Genomic DNA, 17,268 nt, shown 5'->3' on the forward strand with positions numbered 1-17,268 from the left:
AGGAGCATCGTGCCGATGAAGGCTGTGGTTTGTGGCTGCGGAGCTATGGCCAAAGGCTGGCTGAGAGCGCTTGCCGAAACTCCGGCCCTGAAGGGCGCTGTCGAGATCGTCGGGTTGGTCGACCTTGACCTTTCGGCCGCCGAGGTTCTGGCCAAAGAATTCTCCCTCGGAAATGCAATTACCGGAAGCGATCTGAACGTCGTACTCGAAGCGACGCGGCCCGAAATCGTTTTCGACATCGTCGTGCCGTCGGCGCGTCACCATGTCGTCAGCGCGGCGCTTGGCTTTGGTTGCCACGTGCTCAGCGAGAAGCCGATGGCGGCCTCGCTGGAGGAAGCAGAAGACCTGATAGCCCTTGCACGCCGGGCAGGGCGCATTCATGCGATCGTGCAGAACAGGCGCTTCATCTCCGGCGTGCGTCGGATGCGGCGAGTCGTCGAGACCGGCGCTCTTGGTGAGCTCACCGGCATCCACTGCGATTTCTTCATCGGACCGCACTTTGGCGGCTTTCGTGAGCAGATGGACAACGTGCTGCTGCTGGATATGGCGATCCACACATTCGATGCGGCGCGTTTTGTTTCCGGCAAGACGCCGCTGGCGGTTTATTGCCATGAAAGCAATCCGCCCGCTTCCTGGTATCGCCATGGCGCGGCCGCCAATGCGATTTTCGAGTTTTCCGACAATGTCGTGTTCACCTATCGCGGCTCCTGGTGCGCGGAGGGCGCGCGAACGAGTTGGGAAAGCGCGTGGCGTGTAATCGGCACCAAGGGGACCTTGCTCTGGGACGGCGCCGACAAGCTCGACGCCCATGTGGTTTCCGGCGAGACGGGGTTCCTGCGCGAAGTGAGCGAGATCGAAGTGCCGGAGCCTTCACGCGAGGCGGATACCCACGGCCATGCCAGCGTCATTCAAGCTTTTCTGAACGCAATCCGCACCGGCGTCGCGCCGGAAACGGATGGCAGCGACAACATCAAGAGCCTTGCCATGGTTTTCGGCGCCATCCAAAGCGCTCGCCGGCGCGAGCGCGTGACTATCTCGGCCTGAGGAGAACCAATGACTGACCTGGCAAAATCAATTCGCATCGGCACCATGGTAAACGCCACCAAGGGCGATGCGGCCAAACGCATCCGCGAGATAGCCGATCTGGGTTTCGAAAGCTTCGAACCATTCTTCTGGCAAACAATCGACGGCCAGGATCTCGGCGAACTCGGCAAGCGCTGTGCGGATGCGATCGGCGACCGCGACATCACCATCTCCACGCTCGGCATGTTCGGCAATCCGCTCGAGGAAACCGACATCGACCTCCAGACGCTGCAGGGCTGGAAGGATTGCATCGACAACGCCCACCATTTCGGGGCGACATGCGTGGCCGGATTCACAGGGCGCATCCGCAACAGACCGCTGACAGACAGCCTTCCCCGCTACAAGGAGGTCTGGAGCGAACTCGCCAGGCGCGCCGCCGACAAGGGCGTGAAGATAGCCTTCGAGAACTGCGCCATGGATGGCAATTGGGCGAGCGGCGACTGGAACATCGCGCACAATCCGGATGCCTGGGAACTGATCTTCAACGAGACCCCTGATGACAATATCGGCCTCGAATGGGAGCCGTGCCACCAGATGGTCTATCTCATCGAGCCGCTGCCCCAGATCCGCAAATGGGCGAACAAGATTTTCCACGTCCATGGCAAAGACGCGACCATCCGGTGGGACGTGATCCGGGAGCACGGAATTTTCGGCAAGGAAAAATTCGTCTTCATGCGCACGCCGGGTTTCGGCGACAGCAACTGGACCGACATCATTTCGGAGCTTCGCCTGGCGGGCTGGAGCGGATCCATCGACATCGAGGGCTGGCACGATCCCGTCTACCGCGACGGGCTCGAAATGACGGGCCAGGTTTTTGCTCTCAATCACCTCAAGAATGCCAGGGGAGGCGCGTTCGTCGCTGATCCGGGATGACGTGCATGGTGACCGGCATGGAGGAATGCCTGTCACAAGACAACGAAACGGAGGAGAAGATGAGTTTCCGCAAATACGCGATTATCGGCGCGCTGGCTCTCGCAACCAGCTCCTTTTTCGGCCTCAACGCGCAGGCCGAGGATGTCACATTGACGCTCTGGTCCCTCGACCGGGACATCCAGCCCGCTCCCAACCTGATCAAGGAATTCAACGCTCAGAACAACGGCATCAAGATCGAATACCGCCAGATCCAGTTCGACGACGTCGTTACCGAGGCAATGCGGGCCTATGCCTCCGGCCAGGCCCCGGACATCATCGCCGTCGACAACCCCGAACATGCGTTGTTCTCGTCGCGCGGCGCCTTCCTCGACCTCACCGACATGATCGCGAAATCCTCTGTCGTGAAGCCGGAGAACTATTTTCCAGGACCGCTTGCCTCGACCATATGGGATGGCAAGAACTTCGGCATTCCCAAGGCGACCAATACGATTGCGCTCTACTACAACAAGGACATGTTCAAGGCGAAGGGGCTCGACCCCGCCAAGCCGCCGCAGACCTGGGACGAACTCGTGGAGGCGGCGCGCAAGTTGAACGATCCGTCCGCGAACGTCTACGGCCTCGCCTTCTCCGCCAAGGGCAATGAGGAGGGCACGTTCCAGTTCCTGCCCTGGGCCCAGATGGGCGGTGGCAGCTATGACAATATCAATGCCGAAGGCGCAGTGAAGGCGCTGGAGATATGGAAGACGATTATTGACGAGAAGCTGGCCTCGCCCGATACGCTGACGCGCGGCCAGTGGGATTCCACCGGCACCTTCAATTCCGGCAATGCCGCCATGGTGATCTCGGGCCCGTGGGAACTCGACCGGATGATGCAGGAAGCAAAATTTGACTGGGGTGTGGCGCTGCTGCCGATCCCCCATCCAGGTGCAGAACGTTCGTCGGCCATGGGCGACTTCAATTGGGCGATCTTTGCTACCAGCAAGCACCCTGAGGAAGCGTTCAAGGCGCTGGAGTACTTCGTCTCCCAGGACGACAAGCTGTTCCAGAATTTTGGCCAGTTGCCCGCACGATCGGACATCGCGATCCCGAAGACCGGCCAGCCCTTGAAGGACGCGGCCCTCGAGGTCTTCCAGGAGCAGATGAAATACGCCAAGCCACGCGGCCCGCACCCGGAATGGCCGAAGATTTCGAAGGCCATCCAGGATGCCATCCAGGCGGCGCTTACGGGCCAGATGAGCGCCAAGGACGCCCTCGACCAGGCTGCCGAGAAAATCAAGGGCGTCCTGGGATAGCTGCAGGTGTCACTGGATGACCGCTGAAGCGGTCATCACGGTTCCTCCCGGCAGGGCCGTTTCCTCGACTTCTAGCAGGAGGCGGCCCTCGTCGGAGGGTGGTGGAGGATGGATGAAAAGTCTCTTTTCGAGCATGCGGGATGGCCTGGGTTTCGACATTGCCCTTGTCGCCTTCGCGCTCGGTTTCCTACTCCTGATGTCCGGCTTGCCGCTCGTCTACAATGTGGTGATGAGCTTTCAGGAGGTTGACATGTTCAGCCTCGGCACCTTCTCGCGCCCTTTCGTGGGCTTGAGAAACTACATCGATCTCTTTGCCCAGCCTGAAACCTATCCCATCCTTCTCAACACGCTGATTTTCGTCGTCGGCTCGATCGCCGGCCAATTTTTGATCGGATTCGGGCTGGCGCTGTTTTTCTGGGTCAATTTCCCCGGCGCCTCGTGGCTGCGCGGACTGTTCCTTGTTTCCTGGGTCATGCCGGGCTTGGTCGTCGGCGCCATCTGGAATTGGATACTGTCCGGCGATTTCGGTGTCTTGAACTTCATCCTTCGCGAAACCGGACTGATCGACGCGAATATCTTCTGGCGCTCGGACCCGGACTATTCCCTCTATGCGGTGATCATAGCGAACATCTGGCTCGGCACTTCCTTCAATATGATCCTGCTTTCGGTCGGGCTTTCGGGCATCCCGGGCGACCTCTACGAAGCCGCTGAGCTCGACGGAGCCAACGCCTGGCAGCGCTTCTGGACCATCACGCTGCCGATGATGCGCTCGACGATAGGGGCCATCATCGCGCTTGGGCTCATTTTCACATTGCAGCAGTTCGACCTTTTCGCCGCGATAACCTCCGGCGGGCCGAACAACGCGTCGAACGTGACGCAGTACTGGGCCTGGGAGCTGTCGTTCCGCCAATACGACTTCGGCAAGGGAGCCACGGTTTCGGTGGTCATGATCGTCTTCGTCATGATTGCCGCTATGGTTTACGTGCGCTCGACGCGTCATGAGGTTCGCGGATGAACGGGACTACACGTGACCGTCTGATGCTCGCGATCGCCATCGTCATGGCCGCGATCTACCTGTTCCCGCTCTACTGGATGTATGTCACTACATTGAAGAGCGGCTCGGAAGTGTTCGCGACTCCGCCGAGCTTCTGGCCGGCCTCCCCGCAATGGAGCACCTACGCGTTCGTCTGGGAAAGCCGGAACATGGGGCGGTACCTTTGGAACTCGCTGGTGATCGCATTCGGCTCGGTCGCGCTGATTTCCGTGCTGGGCGTCGGCTGCGCCTATGTGCTGGCGCGTTACCGCAATGCGTGGGTGGATGTCGGGCTTTTCCTGATCCTGATGCTGCAGGTTCTTCCGGCATCCTTGATGATCACGCCGATCTTTGTCGGGTTTTCGCAGCTCGGAATGCTGGAATATCCGCGCCTGGCTGTGATCATCGCAATTGCGGCAAAGAGCATGCCCTTCTTCGTCGTGCTCGTGCGCGCAACCTTTATGAGCGTTCCGCAGGAACTCGAGGAAGCCGCGCTTGTCGATGGCAATTCCCGGATCGGCGCATTTTTCAGCATCGTTCTGCCGCTCGCGCGAAACGGCATCCTCGTCAGCGCCCTTCTCATCTTCATGCAGGCTTTTGGCGAATTCGTTTATTCGAAGTCGATCATCCAGGCCGCCGAGCTTCAGCCGGCAAGCGTCGGGTTGAACTCTTTCATGGGGCCGAACACCAACGAGTGGAACAACATCATGGCCTACGCCACAATGTATGTGACGCCCATCCTGGCGATCTTCGTCCTTCTGCAGCGACGCATCGTGTCCGGCCTCACCTCTGGAGCCCTCAAATGACGATTCAGATTGAACTGCGCGGCGTCAACAAACACTACGGCTCGTTCCATGCGCTGAAGGATATCGATCTATCGATAGCCGAAGGCACTTTCGTCGCGCTCGTAGGCCCGTCGGGTTGCGGCAAGTCGACCCTGCTCCGATCGCTGGCCGGACTTGAAAAGATTTCGACCGGCGACCTGAAAATCGCGGGCCAGCAGATGAACGGCGTGCCGCCCCGCAAGCGGGACGTCGCGATGGTCTTCCAGTCCTACGCGCTTTATCCGCATATGACGGTGGAGGAGAACCTCACCTACAGCCTTCGTATCCGGGGCGTCGCCAAAGCGCAGGCCAAAAAAGCCGCCGCAGAAGTAGCGGCGACCACCGGCCTGTCCCACCTTTTGGGTCGCTATCCAAGGGAGCTTTCCGGTGGCCAGCGTCAGCGGGTCGCAATGAGCCGCGCCATCATCCGCCATCCGAAGGCTTTTCTGTTCGATGAGCCGCTCTCCAACCTCGACGCGGCCCTGCGGGTTCATATGCGCAAGGAAATTCGAGCGCTCCACGATCGCCTGCACGCCACTTCCGTGTATGTCACGCACGATCAGATCGAGGCGATGACGATGGCCGACCACGTCGTGGTCATGCGCGACGGCATAATCGAGCAGCAAGGCAAGCCTCTCGACCTTTACGACGCGCCGGTCAACAAATTCGTCGCCGGGTTCATCGGATCGCCGGCCATGAATTTCATTCCGGCGATGGTGGGTGATGACGGCAAGACCCTGGCACTGGATCTCGGCACCGTCAGGGGGATACTGACCGTTGACCGGACGCTGCAGCCCGGGCGCAAGATAACGGTAGGCATTCGCCCCGAACACATCGGCATCGCCGAAGCAGGGCAGGGCAGCTTCGATGTTCCTGTCGCTGTAGTTGAATCCACGGGTTTCACGGCCTTCATCACTGCCGCAACGACACCGGAACTCATCGTAGTAGAAACAGGGCGCAGTACGGTCCGCCCCGGTGACATGGTTGGAGTGCGGATATCGTCAGATCAGCTACATCTCTTTGATGATGCGACCGGCGTCAGGGTGTGAGGCGCATCCGGCTGGTCCGCCCATGACCCGGGCTGTGCCGAAACAACCTTTGCCGGCACTCAGACAGTCCGGAAGTTAACAGACACGGCATTGGGATCAGAGACGCGCGTAGTGGCTTGCGCATCGGTTCCGGCGTTGTCGGGCGAAAGCACCGCGCTCTTCAGAAGCTTCGAATACGGGTGTTGCGGATTGTCGAGCACCGTCCGGGCGTCGCCGCCCTCCACAACGCGGCCTTTCTGCATGATGATGATGCGGTCGCTGATATGGTAGGCCGTGGCGAGGTCGTGGGTGATGTAGACGATCGACACGCCGAATTCGTCCCGAAGCGCCTTGAACAGTTCGACGATGGCCATCCTGAGCGAGGCATCGACCATCGAGACGGGCTCGTCGGCGACGAGCAGCGCGGGACCGGAGATAAGCGCGCGGGCGATCGCGGTGCGCTGCAATTGGCCGCCGGACAGCTCATGCGGAAAGCGCCCGCGCACCTCCGCCAGCGACAGGCCGACTTTGCGCAGCGCCTCGTCGCAGACGCCGTCAATTTCCTTCCGCCCGACCCGAGCCAGCTGGCGGGCCGTGGCGTAGAGGTAGCGGTCGACGCGCTTCAACGGATTGAAGGCCTCGTAAGGGTTCTGGAAAATCGGCTGCACCTGGCGCATGAAATCGAGCCGCGCCCGCCGGCCGCGGATGGTCGCGAGCGCCTTGCCGCGGAAGCGGATCGCGCCCGCGCTCGCCGGAACCATGTTGAGGATCATGCGGGCGAGCGTCGTCTTGCCGCTGCCCGACTCGCCGATAATCGCGAATATCTCGGGCCGCGACGCATCCAGCGCGAAACTTACCCCGTCGACGGCGTTGAAGGCTTTGCGCGCGAGCAGCCCGCCCGTCGCGTAGCTCTTCGTCACCCCTTCGAGGCTCAGCAGATCGCCCGTCATTGAACGAGCCCTGTTCGTTGTTTCACGGTTGCTGCGAACACGCCGTCCGGCCCAACAGCGGGACTTACGGCGTGGCAGGCGACGCGATGGCGCGGATCGATGCTGACCAGCTCTGGATGCGTCTCGCGGCAGATGTCCATGGCGAGCGGGCAGCGCGGATGGAACCGGCAGCCGCTCGGCGGCTCGGCCAGACTGGGCGGCGCGCCGGTGAGCGCCCGCTTCGCCGAGAGATCGCCGATCCGCGGAAGACTGGCGATGAGGTGCTGCGTATAAGGGTGCTTCGGGCTCCTGAAGATCTCGGAGGTCGGCGCCTCCTCGACCAGGCGACCGGCATACATGATGCCGAGCCGGTCGGAAATGTTTGCGTGGACGGCCATGTCGTGGGTGACGAAGATCATCGACGAGCCGATTTCCCGCTGCGCCTCGCGGATCAGCTCGAGAACGCTTTTCTGCACGACCACGTCGAGCGCCGTCGTCGGTTCGTCGGCAATGATGAAATCGGGCCGGCAGACGGTGGCGAGCGCAATCGCGATGCGCTGGCGCATGCCGCCCGAGAGTTCGTGAGGAAAGGCATCGAGCACGCTGGGCGTGAGCTGGAGACGCTCCAGATGCGCAACGATGGCCGCGAAGAATTGCTGCTTCCGCAGGTCCATGTGGGGAAGCGCGAAATCGATGAAGGATTCGCGCACGCGCCGAACCGGATTGAGCACATTCATCGAGCCTTGCGGAATATAGGAGAGATGGCGCCAGCGGATCGCCGACAGCGCCGCACGGTCGAGCTTGTAGATGTCGCGGTCCAGGAAGCTGTAGCGGATCGAGCCGCCGACGACGGTGAGCGGCGGCCGGATCGCCGCGGCGATGGTCTTGATGAAGGTGGTCTTGCCGGAGCTCGATTCGCCGGCAAGGCCGTAGATCTCGTTCCTGCCGACCCGCAGCGAAATGTCGTCGACCGCGCGCACCTCGCGCTGCGTGCCGAAATACTTCATGACGTAGTAGGCGCGCAGATTCTTGACGTCGAGCATGACGTCCGCCGACCCGTTCGCATGCGGCCGCGCGTTCATGCCTGGCCTCCCATGCGGGTGAGGCGGCTTCTCGGATCGATATATTCGTTCATCGAGACGGAGAGCAGGTAGAGCCCCAGGAAGGTCATGATGACCAGGACGACGGGGAAAAAGATCCACCACCAGACGCCGGCGACCATCGCCGTGTGCTGGTTGGCCCAGTAGATCATTGTGCCGATCGTCGGCGTCTCGATATTGGTGAAGCCGATCACCGAAAGCGTTACCTCCAGCCCGATCGACCAGTTCATGTTGTTGAGCGTGGTCGAGAAGACGATGGGCAGAACATAGGGCAGATGCTCCTCCACGAGTATCTGCCGGGTGCTCATGCCGGAAAAGACGCTCATCGCGGTGAACTCGCGCGTCCGGAGGCTGAGCGCCACCGAGCGGATGAGCCGCGCGTCGTAGGGCCAGCCGAGCGACGCCATCGCGATGGCCAGCATCGGCCACGACATGTTGTCGCGCATCATGAAGAAGAACAGCACCAGTATGGGAAACAGCGGGATCACGACGAAGGTGTCGTTGATCGTCATCAGGATGCGATCGGTAATGCCGCCGGCATAGCCTGCGACCAGCCCGATCAGCAGCGACAGGACGCGGCTCATCAAGGCGACGGAAATGCCGAAGAGCAGCGAGTTGCGGATGGCCACCGTAAGCTGCCAGAACACGTCCTGCCCGCGCGAATTGGTGCCGAACGGATAGGCCCAAGACGGCGGCACGTCCGGCGCGACGACATAAATGTCCATCGGTGAATAGGGCGAGAAGAACGAGGCGGCCGCGAAGCCGAAAACTATCAGGATCAGGATCGCGCCGAGGGCGAATTCGAGGTTGTAGCGGAAGAGGTCGCGGACTGTCTTCAGCATCAGGTCAGCTCCGCGCCACGCGGGGATCGAGCAACGGGTAGATGATGTCTATGACCAGGATCGCCGCCGCCACCGCGATGATCGACACGGATGTGATGCCGAGCACCAGACTGTAGTCGCCCGAATTCACGGCCCGGACCAGCAGTGTGCCCATACCGGGGTAGCCGAAGACGAATTCGGTGATGATGGCGCCGTTGAAGATGGCCCCGAGCGACAGCGCGAGCCCGGTCAGTTGCGGCGAAAGCGCATTGCGCATGACGTAGGAGAACAGGATGCGGCGGCGATCGACGCCGCCGAGCTCGGCATAGGTGACGTAGTCCTCGGTCACGATGTTGGAGACCAGCGAGCGCATGCCGATGAACCACGCGCCCAGCCCGACCAGCACGAGCGACAGCACGGGCAGGATGGAATGCCTGATGATGCTGCCGGCGAAGGCAAAGCCTTGCCGGTCGATGTTCATTTCGGCGCCGCCGCTGATCGGAAGGATCGGCCAGAGGAAGCCGAAGACGACAAGGAGAATGAAAGCGACGATGTAGTAGGGGATTGGCTGCAGGCTCATGGCCAGTATGCCCAAGGCCTTGAGCAGGCTGTTCTTGCGATAGTAGCCGGCGAGGCCGCCGAGAAAATTGCCGACAATCCATGCGATGAGCGTCGAGCAGACGAGCAGGCCGAGCGTCCAAGGCAGCGCCTGCCAGATCAGCGTCGAAACCGGCGTTGGGAACGCCGACAGCGATGGCCCGAAATCGCCTGTCGCCATGCGTCTCCAGAAGGAGACGTACTGATCCCAGGCCGAGCCTTCGAGGCCGTAAAGCTCGCGCAGCGTCTTGCGCATCACCTCGACCATCTCGGGGCTGGACTGACCGAACATGGTGACGGAGCTGATCGCCTGCTCGACGGGATCGACCGGCGTGAGGTGAGTGATGAGATAGGCGATATTGATGCCGATGAAGACGACCAGAATGAACTGCGCGAAGCGTCTGACGAGATAGAGCGCGTAGGTTCTCATCGCTTCGACCGTACCGCGGCTTGCATCATTCATTCGCACCTTTTCGCGAGCGAGACGGGGGAGTGCCGCCTCGCTCGCCTGTCCGCCGCTATTGGGCCTTTGCGGGCTTCAGCCTGACGAACATGTATTTGGTGTTCGCCCAGTTCGAGACCGGGTTGGTGTAGGGATCATCCGCGCTCGGATATCCCGTCCAGTAAGTCGTATCCATCATTGTGAACACATTGTACGACATCAGCGGAATGATAGGCATCTCCCTGACTGCAAGTTTGATGTATTCCTGACCGAGCTCCTGTACCTTCGGATCGTCGAAGTCGATCGTTCGGATCTCCTCTATGATCTTGTCGAGCTCCGGATGCGTCCAGCGCTGGCGGTTGCGCGGCGGCTGGCGCTCGCCCCTCGGCTTCAGGAATTCCGAGTGCCAGCTGTCGAGGAAGAAGGACAGGTCGGGGTGGCCGCCCCAGGTCTCCACGCTCCAGGCGATCGCGGCCTCGAAGTCGCCCGATTCGACGCGCGGGAAGAAGTCCGACGGGTAGGCCTGCGTCTTGGCGTCGATGCCGAACTGACGCCATTGCTGCACGATCATCGTGCCGGCGCGCGTCATGACCGGACGCTGGTCGCCTTCCACCAGAAGCGTGATGGAGAAGGGCGTGCCGTCCGGCTTCATCCATTGATCGCCCTGCTTGGTGAAGCCGGCGCGCTCCAGAAGCTGGGTGGCGGCCTCCGGGTTGGGCTTCCACCAGCCGCGGCCGATGGCCTTCGCGATCTCCTTGGGATCGGTGGGGATCTGCTCGCCCATCGACGGCCGCAGCATGTCGGCGATCTGCTGGCCGACGGTCGGGTCATAGGGTCTGTAATTCTGCTTGCCGGTGTCGATCTCAAAATCGGTGAGCCACTGCTCCAGCGGATCGAAATAATACTCGCCGTAAAGGCCGGTCGGCGGAACGCCGATCGCCGAGATCGTCGCCGCGCCGCGGTAGGAGGCCATCGACACCGCCTTGATGTCGATCAGCAGCGCCAGCGCCCAGCGCACGTCGGCATTCTGGAACGGTTCGACCTGATGGTTGAACATGACCGCCGGAAGTGTCGGATCGGGGTGGGCGTACGGAAAGCCCTTGAACCAGCCCTGCGAGGTCGGCGACTGCTTGATCAGCGTGAACACGCCTTCGGGCGAAGTGTCGTGGATTATATCAAGCTGGTGGTTGAGCTGCAGGATGACGCGCTTGTCGGGCGGGCCCGGATCGATATAGGCGGCGTATTTCGGGCCTGGTTCGCCATGGCGGGCAAGCGAGGTGCGCTGCCAGTCCTCGCGCTTCTCCCAGATGTACCATTTGCCGTTCGGGTCGAAGCTGTGAAGCTTGTAGGGACCGATCGTGACCGGCGGATTGAAATCGAACTTGGTCGGGTCTTCGACCTTTTCGAATACGTGCTTCGGCATGATCCAGGCTGCATTCCAGCGCACCGTGAAGGTGGCGTGGAAGCGGGAGTTGGGCCGCTTCAGCTTGAAGACCACGGTGCGCTTGTCCGGCGCCGTCACGGTGTCGACGCTCGCCAGGAAGACCGGGCCCCAGATCATGCTGGGGTTCTTCATTTGCGTCTGGACTGTGAAGACGACATCGTCGGCGGTGAACTCAACGCCGTCGCTCCAGTGGATGCCTTCCCGGAGCTTGACGGTCATCTCGGTGAAATCGGCATTGTATTGCGGCTTGTCGGCGGCCAGCGAATTGTCCCAGACGCCGTCGATCCCGGCATCTGGATCGATATACCAGAGCGTATCCATGCCGAGCTGCTGCAGCCCGTTGGAGTTGCCGCCGCGCGCCACCATCCAGATGTTGAACCAGGGCGGGTTTGTGATCGTGCCCTGCGGGTTTTCGATGATGATGGTCTCTTCGCGCGGCAGGTTCGAGATGCCTTGAGCAAGCGCGGATGTTGCCACCAACCACGCGCTCGCGAAGAACGCCAGGACTCGCATGATGCGCATCGTCATTCCTCCCTGTACCAGTCGCACCGGTGATGCGATGGCTTGTTGTCGTTGGGGAAGGAGGCTAACCCGGCGACCATAGCTGGTCAATAGAACCTGATACATATCGCAACATCTGATATGAACTCAAGTTGTGACCCCGGATTGTTGCTTCCTTCCGTTCGAGTGCCGCCGAGCGCCGTCGCAGGCGCGCCGCATGGCGGGAAAGATCACACCGACAGCCGGATGAGATTATAGGAACGCGGCTTGAGGCGGCACAAAACCCGGCCCTCCTCGACCAACGAGCCGTTCTGCAATTGCGGCTTCACCACGTCCGGCGCATCGGCGCTGTTAACCGCCTTCAGGTCCGGATGGTGGATGAGGATGTGCTCGATCAGCCGAGCCGACGGGAAGCCTGCAAGGTCGACCGTGAGTTCGGTTTCCTCGTCCGGATGCTTGTTGACGACAAAAAGCGCGACCGTGCCGGCCGCCTGGTCATGCACCGCCGCGACGTCGATATACGGCACGTCGTCGGCCGCCTTGGCGTTGTAGCGCGGCGTGTCGACCGCGACGGCCAGGCTTTCGCCGCGCCCGTGGCGCGAGGCGAGCAGGTAGGGGTAGTAGATCGTGTGCCGGAAGGCGCGCCCGCCGCGCTCGGTGGTGATCGGGGCGATGGCGTTGACCAACTGGGCTATGCAGGCGATCCGCACGCGGTCGGCGCGGCGGATGAAGGTGTTGAGGATGCAGCCGACGACGAGCACATCCTCGAAATTGTAGACCTCCTCGAGCAGCGCCGGCGCCTCCGGCCAATCCCAGCTCTTGAAATTGTCGCTGTCCTGGCGGCGGCAGTGATACCAGACATTCCACTCGTCGAATGAGATGTAGATGTCCTTCTTCGACCGCTTCTTGGCTTTCACATAGTCGATCACGCCGCTCACGGTCTGGATGTAGCGGTCGAGGATCACCGGCTTGGCGAGGAAGTTGAGGTAGTCGTCCTCGTAATTCTCGAAATACATGTGCAGCGACAGGTAATCGACATTGTCGTAGCACTCGTCGAGGACGTCGGCTTCCCATTGGGGATAGGTCGGCATGAGCGAGTGCGAACTGCCGCAGGCGACGAGCTGCAGCGTCGGGTCGAACGCCTTCATCGCCTTCGCCGTCTCGTTGGCGATGCGCCCGTATTCGTAGGCGGTCTTGTGCCCGACCTGCCATGGCCCGTCCATCTCGTTGCCGAGACACCAGAGACGCACGTCATACGGTTCGCGCCGGCCGTTCTTGATGCGCAGGTCGCTCCAGCGGCTGCCGCCCGGGTGGTTGCAGTATTCGAGCAGGCCGCGCGCCTCGTCGAGACCGCGCGAGCCGAGATTGACGGCAAGCATCAGCTCCGTGCCCGCCGCCTCGCACCATGCCGCGAACTCGTCGATGCCGACCTCGTTGGTTTCTTTCGTCCGCCAGGCATAGTCGAGCGTAACGGGGCGGCTCTCCTTCGGCCCGATCCCGTCCTCCCAATTGTAGGCGGAGACGAAATTGCCGCCGGGGTAGCGGGTCACCGGAACATTCAGCTCCCGCACCATCTTGATGACATCACGGCGGAACCCGTGCTCGTCGGCGGACGGATGGCCGGGCTCGTAGATGCCGGTGTAGATCGCCCGTCCGAGATGCTCCAGGAACGCGCCGTAGACGCGGTCGTCGATCCGGCCGATGCGGAATTCCTTGTGGACGACAGCTTTCGCCTTCATCGCGTTCCCCTAATGTATCAGGCATTCGGATATGTACCCGTAATATCTGATCCTGAACAGGGTGGGCGAGTCAACCCGTCTTGGTTCAGTTCACGGAATACAGGGGGTCGAACGGAGCGGCCGGCGCCTTCTACGAGTTCACGCGCGTTCGGGTTCCCGCCGAATGTGCAGGCGCAGGATGATGTCCTGATCGTGATTGCCGAAACCCTTGCCGAAGATGTTAACGCCTCCCGGATGCTCGGCATGCTCGTCGATGCCGACCCGCAGGCGTATCGAATGATGCTCGGCGAGGTGAAGCTGGTCGAGCGTCACGTCCGAGGTCCTTTCGCCGTCGAGATAGCTCCCATCGGCGGTGATTTTCCACGTCTTCAGGTGGCCGTATTGTGAGCCTTCGAGCTTCCACCAGCGCGGCGTGTAGATGCCTCGCTTGTCGCCGAAATCGCCGGGCGAGGTCCAGGTGCCGACCAGCACGTCGTTTACCCAGACACTCACATCGGAAGGCCAGTTGGTGTTGGTGCCGGGCACTTCCGAGGATAGTTCCATGCTGAACTCGAGTGCTTCGATCTCGGCCTGCAGGATCTTTGCGTTGTTCGGAAACTTGTATTCGACATGGCCGCGCTCGAACCAGATCAGCCCCGCTTTCATCCGGTCCGGGTCGAGGAAGAAATCAGGCACGTCGAGGAGACCGATAATGGCCTCGCTTGAGCACAGGCCGCAGGGCGGCGATACGCTGCAATTGGTGTAGAGGCCGAGCGGCATGGAGAGCTCGATCACGTTCGACCGGGTCTTGAGATCGTAGTCGTCGAAGCGCAGCACGATCTCGTCGAAACGCGCCGCGCAAATCTTTTGCTGGCCTTTGGTCGCCTTCACCGTTTCGGTGCGGATCAGGTCGCAACTTTCCAGCACCTGAACATTCGTCGCGACCGTCGACTGCGGCAGCGACAGGGCGTCGCTGATATCGTTGACGTTGAGTGGTCCGCGCGAATGGAGAAGCTTGAGGATGCTGATCCGCACGGGGGAGGAAAGGCCTTTCAGCACGTCCAGCCCGTCCTCGGCATTGATCGTCAGGAAGTTGCGATTGTTCTTGAGCGGAAGGTCCATGGCGCATCCAAAGCGCTTTACAGCGCAACTGTATCAGAATTTCTGATGCATACCAGAATTGTGCGATCCTTCAAGTTCAACTCTCCCCGGCGCTGTCGCCGAGCCAGTCCAGGATGCTTCGGGAGAAGCTTCGCGGGATGAGGAACTCACATGCGGTTTCGCCCGTGCGGAGGAAAAGAATCGGAACGCCATGGAGCGATGTCTGGATCGTCCTGCCGGGTGCAGCGGCGGGCGACTGCCAATCGACAGCGATACATTTGGCGAGAACATCGGGCAGGCGAAGACCGGATAGCCGAAGCCGTGTGCGGCCTTCGCCGAGGTCGACCACCGAACCAAGATCAGGATCCACTGCGATCGGTTCTCCGCCGGGAACGTCGTAGAGCAACCAGAACCGGCGCGGAGCGACCCTGATTGCCCGCAGGTTTTGATGGCGGACGGTTTCGCCGACCGATGTAGGGAGCGCTATCCCGAACGTCCCCAGCAGAACCGCTTCGAATTGTTGCAATCTGCCATCCCACGCCTCGACCTGCACGAGCGGACAGTCGGCAACCGACACCTCCAATGCAGAAATTTCAGCCATGGAGGCGTTTTCCTTCCGGGTCGAGGAACACCGGCGACACGATCCGGGCGCGAACGGTTTCCGCTTTCATCGGATAGGCCGCGACGACCTCGGTTCCCTCGACGGCGATATCGCCGGCGAGCAGCCCCAGCCCAACATAGCGGCCGAGTTCGGGACTGAAGGTGACGGAGGTGATGCGGCCGCGACCGTGGCCGGCGTGTTTTTCATCGGGACCGAACAGTATCGCGCCGCCGCGCAGGCGCTTGCCGTCCTCGATGCATTCCAGCCCAACCAGACGCTGGCGGTCGGCGGTCTGGAATGCTGGGCGGCGGCGCAGCACATCGCCGACGAAACCCGTGCGCTTTCCCGCCATTCGGCCGAGCCCGAGATCGTCGAGCGTCGTGCGCCCGTCGATTTCCGGGCCGGCGACATGGCCCTTTTCCACGCGCAGCGCGCCAAGCGCCTCGACCCCATAGGGTTTCAGGGCGAATGGTTCTCCGGCTGCCAGAAGGCGGGCCCAAAGCCGTTCGCCCGCGCTCGCGCCGACATAGATCTCGTAGGCGCGCTCGCCGGAATAGGAGAGGCGGAGAATCCTGAGCGGCTTTCCTTCCCAGTCGCTCTCCAGCCGGCCCATATGCGGCAGCGCTTCGTGGGAAACATCGAGACCGGGAAAGGCAGCCGCTAGAATTTCGCGGCTCTTCGGCCCGGCGATAGACGTGGCCGCCCATTCGTCGCTGACGGAGGTGACCGACACGCGCAGGTCAGACCAGGCAGTATCGAGCAGGAATTCGAGCCGCGACAACACGTCGGCCGCCTTGGCGGTCGACGTAGTCATGAAAAAGCGGTTCTCGCCGAGCCGCGTCGTGGTCCCGTCGTCAAAGACGGTGCCGTCGTCGCGCAGCATGACCCCGTAGCGGGCGCGCCCGACCGGCAATTTTGCAAAACCATTGGCGTAGACACGGTTGAGGAAGGTCGCGGCATCCGGCCCCTGCACGTCGATCTTGCCGAGCGTCGATATATCCATCAGGCCGGCTGCCTGGCGGACCATGCGCATCTCGGCGACGTAGGCTTCGTTCACGTCGCGGCCGGAGTTGCGGTAGAACCAGGGTCGCATCCACAGCCCCACCTCCAGCATGTCGGCGCCGTTCGCCATATGCCAATCGTGCATCGGTGTTCGGCGGAACGGCTTGAAGTGGTGGCCGACCGCGCGGCCGGCGAGCGCGCCGATGGCGACCGGCGTATAGGGCGGGCGGAAAGTGGTGACACCGGTCTCCGGGATCGTTGCATCGCGCAGCGCGGCCATTGCCGAAAGGGCCGCAAAATTGCTCGTCTTGCCCTGGTCGGTCCCCATGCCGAGCGTGGTGTAGCGTTTCAAATGCTCGACAGATTCGTACCCCTCGCGATGGGCGAGTGCGATGTCGGCGGTCGTAACGTCCATCTGGAGATCAACGAAGGCCTTGCCTTGTCCGGCCGAGCCTGGGTCGCGGAACGGCGGCGAGACCATGTCGCGGAGGTCGAGTATCACGGACGATGGCGCCGGGCCAGAACTGCCGCAGAAAGTTGCGGCCTCCAATCCGGCGCGGTGGCCGGCTTCGATGGTCTTGGCCGTCGCGTATTGTCCGGCTATCGCACCCGCCACGAACTGGCCGGCCGGCAGCGCGCCCGGAACAAAACCGTCGATATCGTCCCTGTAGCCAGACTTTATGCCGAGATGCGAGGTCATGTGCGCCGTCGGCGACCAGCCGCCCGACACGCAGACGAGGTCGCATGCTATGTCGGCTTGCGCTCCCGATCCGGCTATCCTGACGGCCTTGACCCGATGCGGGCCGCGCAGGCCCGCCATGCGCGCGCCGGTGTGCACGGTGATGCCGAGGCGAGCGGCTTCGGCGGGGAGGTAAGGGG

General features: G+C 61.9%; 15 protein-coding genes. 6 read left to right on the plus strand and 9 right to left on the minus strand.

Features of this window, described 5'->3' with window-relative positions; genetic code table 11:
• Positions 1 to 9: 9 nt before the first annotated feature.
• The 6 genes from MAXJ12_RS10585 (at position 10) to MAXJ12_RS10610 (ending at position 6,154) form a co-directional block, all read left to right on the plus strand.
• Positions 10 to 1,044, plus strand: a complete 1,035-nt coding sequence (locus MAXJ12_RS10585) for a Gfo/Idh/MocA family protein (protein ID WP_008835833.1) — start codon at positions 10 to 12, stop codon at positions 1,042 to 1,044.
• Positions 1,045 to 1,053: 9 nt separating this feature from the next.
• Positions 1,054 to 1,956, plus strand: a complete 903-nt coding sequence (locus MAXJ12_RS10590) for a sugar phosphate isomerase/epimerase family protein (protein ID WP_008835834.1) — start codon at positions 1,054 to 1,056, stop codon at positions 1,954 to 1,956.
• Positions 1,957 to 2,015: 59 nt separating this feature from the next.
• Positions 2,016 to 3,248 carry an ABC transporter substrate-binding protein gene (locus tag MAXJ12_RS10595; RefSeq protein WP_008835835.1) on the plus strand — a complete coding sequence of 411 codons (1,233 nt, stop codon included), beginning with the start codon at positions 2,016 to 2,018 and terminating at the stop codon, positions 3,246 to 3,248.
• A gap of 112 nt (positions 3,249 to 3,360) precedes the next feature.
• Positions 3,361 to 4,263 carry a carbohydrate ABC transporter permease gene (locus MAXJ12_RS10600; RefSeq protein WP_008835836.1) on the plus strand — a complete coding sequence of 301 codons (903 nt, stop codon included), beginning with the start codon at positions 3,361 to 3,363 and terminating at the stop codon, positions 4,261 to 4,263.
• Entirely contained in the window at positions 4,260 to 5,087 is an 828-nt protein-coding gene (locus tag MAXJ12_RS10605) for a carbohydrate ABC transporter permease (protein ID WP_008835837.1), read from the plus strand. The genes MAXJ12_RS10600 and MAXJ12_RS10605 overlap by 4 nt, the downstream gene beginning before the upstream one ends.
• Complete coding sequence (locus MAXJ12_RS10610) at positions 5,084 to 6,154, plus strand: ABC transporter ATP-binding protein (protein WP_008835838.1); 1,071 nt, start codon at positions 5,084 to 5,086, stop codon at positions 6,152 to 6,154. The genes MAXJ12_RS10605 and MAXJ12_RS10610 overlap by 4 nt, the downstream gene beginning before the upstream one ends.
• 59 nt (positions 6,155 to 6,213) lie before the next feature.
• Here the strand turns inward: MAXJ12_RS10610 and MAXJ12_RS10615 are convergent, their stop codons facing one another.
• The 9 genes from MAXJ12_RS10615 to MAXJ12_RS10655 all read right to left on the minus strand — a co-directional run.
• Complete coding sequence (locus MAXJ12_RS10615) at positions 6,214 to 7,083, minus strand: ABC transporter ATP-binding protein (protein WP_008835839.1); 870 nt, start codon at positions 7,081 to 7,083, stop codon at positions 6,214 to 6,216.
• A complete protein-coding gene (locus MAXJ12_RS10620; protein WP_008835840.1) occupies positions 7,080 to 8,144 on the minus strand; it encodes an ABC transporter ATP-binding protein in 1,065 nt (354 codons plus the stop codon). The genes MAXJ12_RS10615 and MAXJ12_RS10620 overlap by 4 nt, the downstream gene beginning before the upstream one ends.
• Entirely contained in the window at positions 8,141 to 9,004 is an 864-nt protein-coding gene (locus MAXJ12_RS10625; protein ID WP_008835841.1) for an ABC transporter permease, read from the minus strand. The genes MAXJ12_RS10620 and MAXJ12_RS10625 overlap by 4 nt, the downstream gene beginning before the upstream one ends.
• Before the next feature lie 4 nt (positions 9,005 to 9,008).
• Positions 9,009 to 10,010, minus strand: coding sequence for an ABC transporter permease (locus MAXJ12_RS10630; protein ID WP_008835842.1), 1,002 nt, complete (start codon positions 10,008 to 10,010; stop codon positions 9,009 to 9,011).
• A gap of 88 nt (positions 10,011 to 10,098) precedes the next feature.
• Positions 10,099 to 11,988, minus strand: a complete 1,890-nt coding sequence (locus MAXJ12_RS10635) for an ABC transporter substrate-binding protein (RefSeq protein ID WP_008835843.1) — start codon at positions 11,986 to 11,988, stop codon at positions 10,099 to 10,101.
• 209 nt (positions 11,989 to 12,197) lie between these two features.
• Positions 12,198 to 13,706, minus strand: coding sequence for an arabinosylfuranosidase ArfA (gene arfA / locus MAXJ12_RS10640; RefSeq protein WP_008835844.1), 1,509 nt, complete (start codon positions 13,704 to 13,706; stop codon positions 12,198 to 12,200).
• Between the two features lie 138 nt (positions 13,707 to 13,844).
• The gene (locus MAXJ12_RS10645; RefSeq protein WP_008835845.1) at positions 13,845 to 14,807 is read right to left on the minus strand and encodes an ArsR/SmtB family transcription factor; all 963 of its coding nucleotides are present in this window, start codon (positions 14,805 to 14,807) and stop codon (positions 13,845 to 13,847) included.
• Between the two features lie 76 nt (positions 14,808 to 14,883).
• Positions 14,884 to 15,387 carry a sarcosine oxidase subunit gamma gene (locus tag MAXJ12_RS10650; RefSeq protein WP_008835846.1) on the minus strand — a complete coding sequence of 168 codons (504 nt, stop codon included), beginning with the start codon at positions 15,385 to 15,387 and terminating at the stop codon, positions 14,884 to 14,886.
• Positions 15,380 to 17,268: glycine cleavage T C-terminal barrel domain-containing protein (locus tag MAXJ12_RS10655; RefSeq protein WP_008835847.1), on the minus strand; the 1,889-nt coding region annotated here is incomplete at its 5' end. The genes MAXJ12_RS10655 and MAXJ12_RS10650, both read right to left, overlap by 8 nt.

The sequence above is a fragment of the Mesorhizobium alhagi CCNWXJ12-2 genome, from assembly GCF_000236565.1.
GTDB lineage: Bacteria > Pseudomonadota > Alphaproteobacteria > Rhizobiales > Rhizobiaceae > Allomesorhizobium > Allomesorhizobium alhagi.

What these genes read in the sequence shown, in the direction of transcription:
- MAXJ12_RS10620 (WP_008835840.1), bottom strand. Translation starts at nt 8,144, where the DNA reads ATGAACGCGCGGCCGCATGCGAACGGGTCGGCGGACGTCATGCTCGAC.
- arfA (WP_008835844.1), bottom strand. Translation starts at nt 13,706, where the DNA reads ATGAAGGCGAAAGCTGTCGTCCACAAGGAATTCCGCATCGGCCGGATC.
- MAXJ12_RS10645 (WP_008835845.1), bottom strand. Translation starts at nt 14,807, where the DNA reads ATGGACCTTCCGCTCAAGAACAATCGCAACTTCCTGACGATCAATGCC.
- MAXJ12_RS10590 (WP_008835834.1), top strand. Translation starts at nt 1,054, where the DNA reads ATGACTGACCTGGCAAAATCAATTCGCATCGGCACCATGGTAAACGCC.
- MAXJ12_RS10625 (WP_008835841.1), bottom strand. Translation starts at nt 9,004, where the DNA reads ATGCTGAAGACAGTCCGCGACCTCTTCCGCTACAACCTCGAATTCGCC.
- MAXJ12_RS10650 (WP_008835846.1), bottom strand. Translation starts at nt 15,387, where the DNA reads ATGGCTGAAATTTCTGCATTGGAGGTGTCGGTTGCCGACTGTCCGCTC.
- MAXJ12_RS10610 (WP_008835838.1), top strand. Translation starts at nt 5,084, where the DNA reads ATGACGATTCAGATTGAACTGCGCGGCGTCAACAAACACTACGGCTCG.
- MAXJ12_RS10630 (WP_008835842.1), bottom strand. Translation starts at nt 10,010, where the DNA reads ATGAGAACCTACGCGCTCTATCTCGTCAGACGCTTCGCGCAGTTCATT.
- MAXJ12_RS10600 (WP_008835836.1), top strand. Translation starts at nt 3,361, where the DNA reads ATGAAAAGTCTCTTTTCGAGCATGCGGGATGGCCTGGGTTTCGACATT.
- MAXJ12_RS10615 (WP_008835839.1), bottom strand. Translation starts at nt 7,083, where the DNA reads ATGACGGGCGATCTGCTGAGCCTCGAAGGGGTGACGAAGAGCTACGCG.
- MAXJ12_RS10605 (WP_008835837.1), top strand. Translation starts at nt 4,260, where the DNA reads ATGAACGGGACTACACGTGACCGTCTGATGCTCGCGATCGCCATCGTC.
- MAXJ12_RS10595 (WP_008835835.1), top strand. Translation starts at nt 2,016, where the DNA reads ATGAGTTTCCGCAAATACGCGATTATCGGCGCGCTGGCTCTCGCAACC.
- MAXJ12_RS10635 (WP_008835843.1), bottom strand. Translation starts at nt 11,988, where the DNA reads ATGCGCATCATGCGAGTCCTGGCGTTCTTCGCGAGCGCGTGGTTGGTG.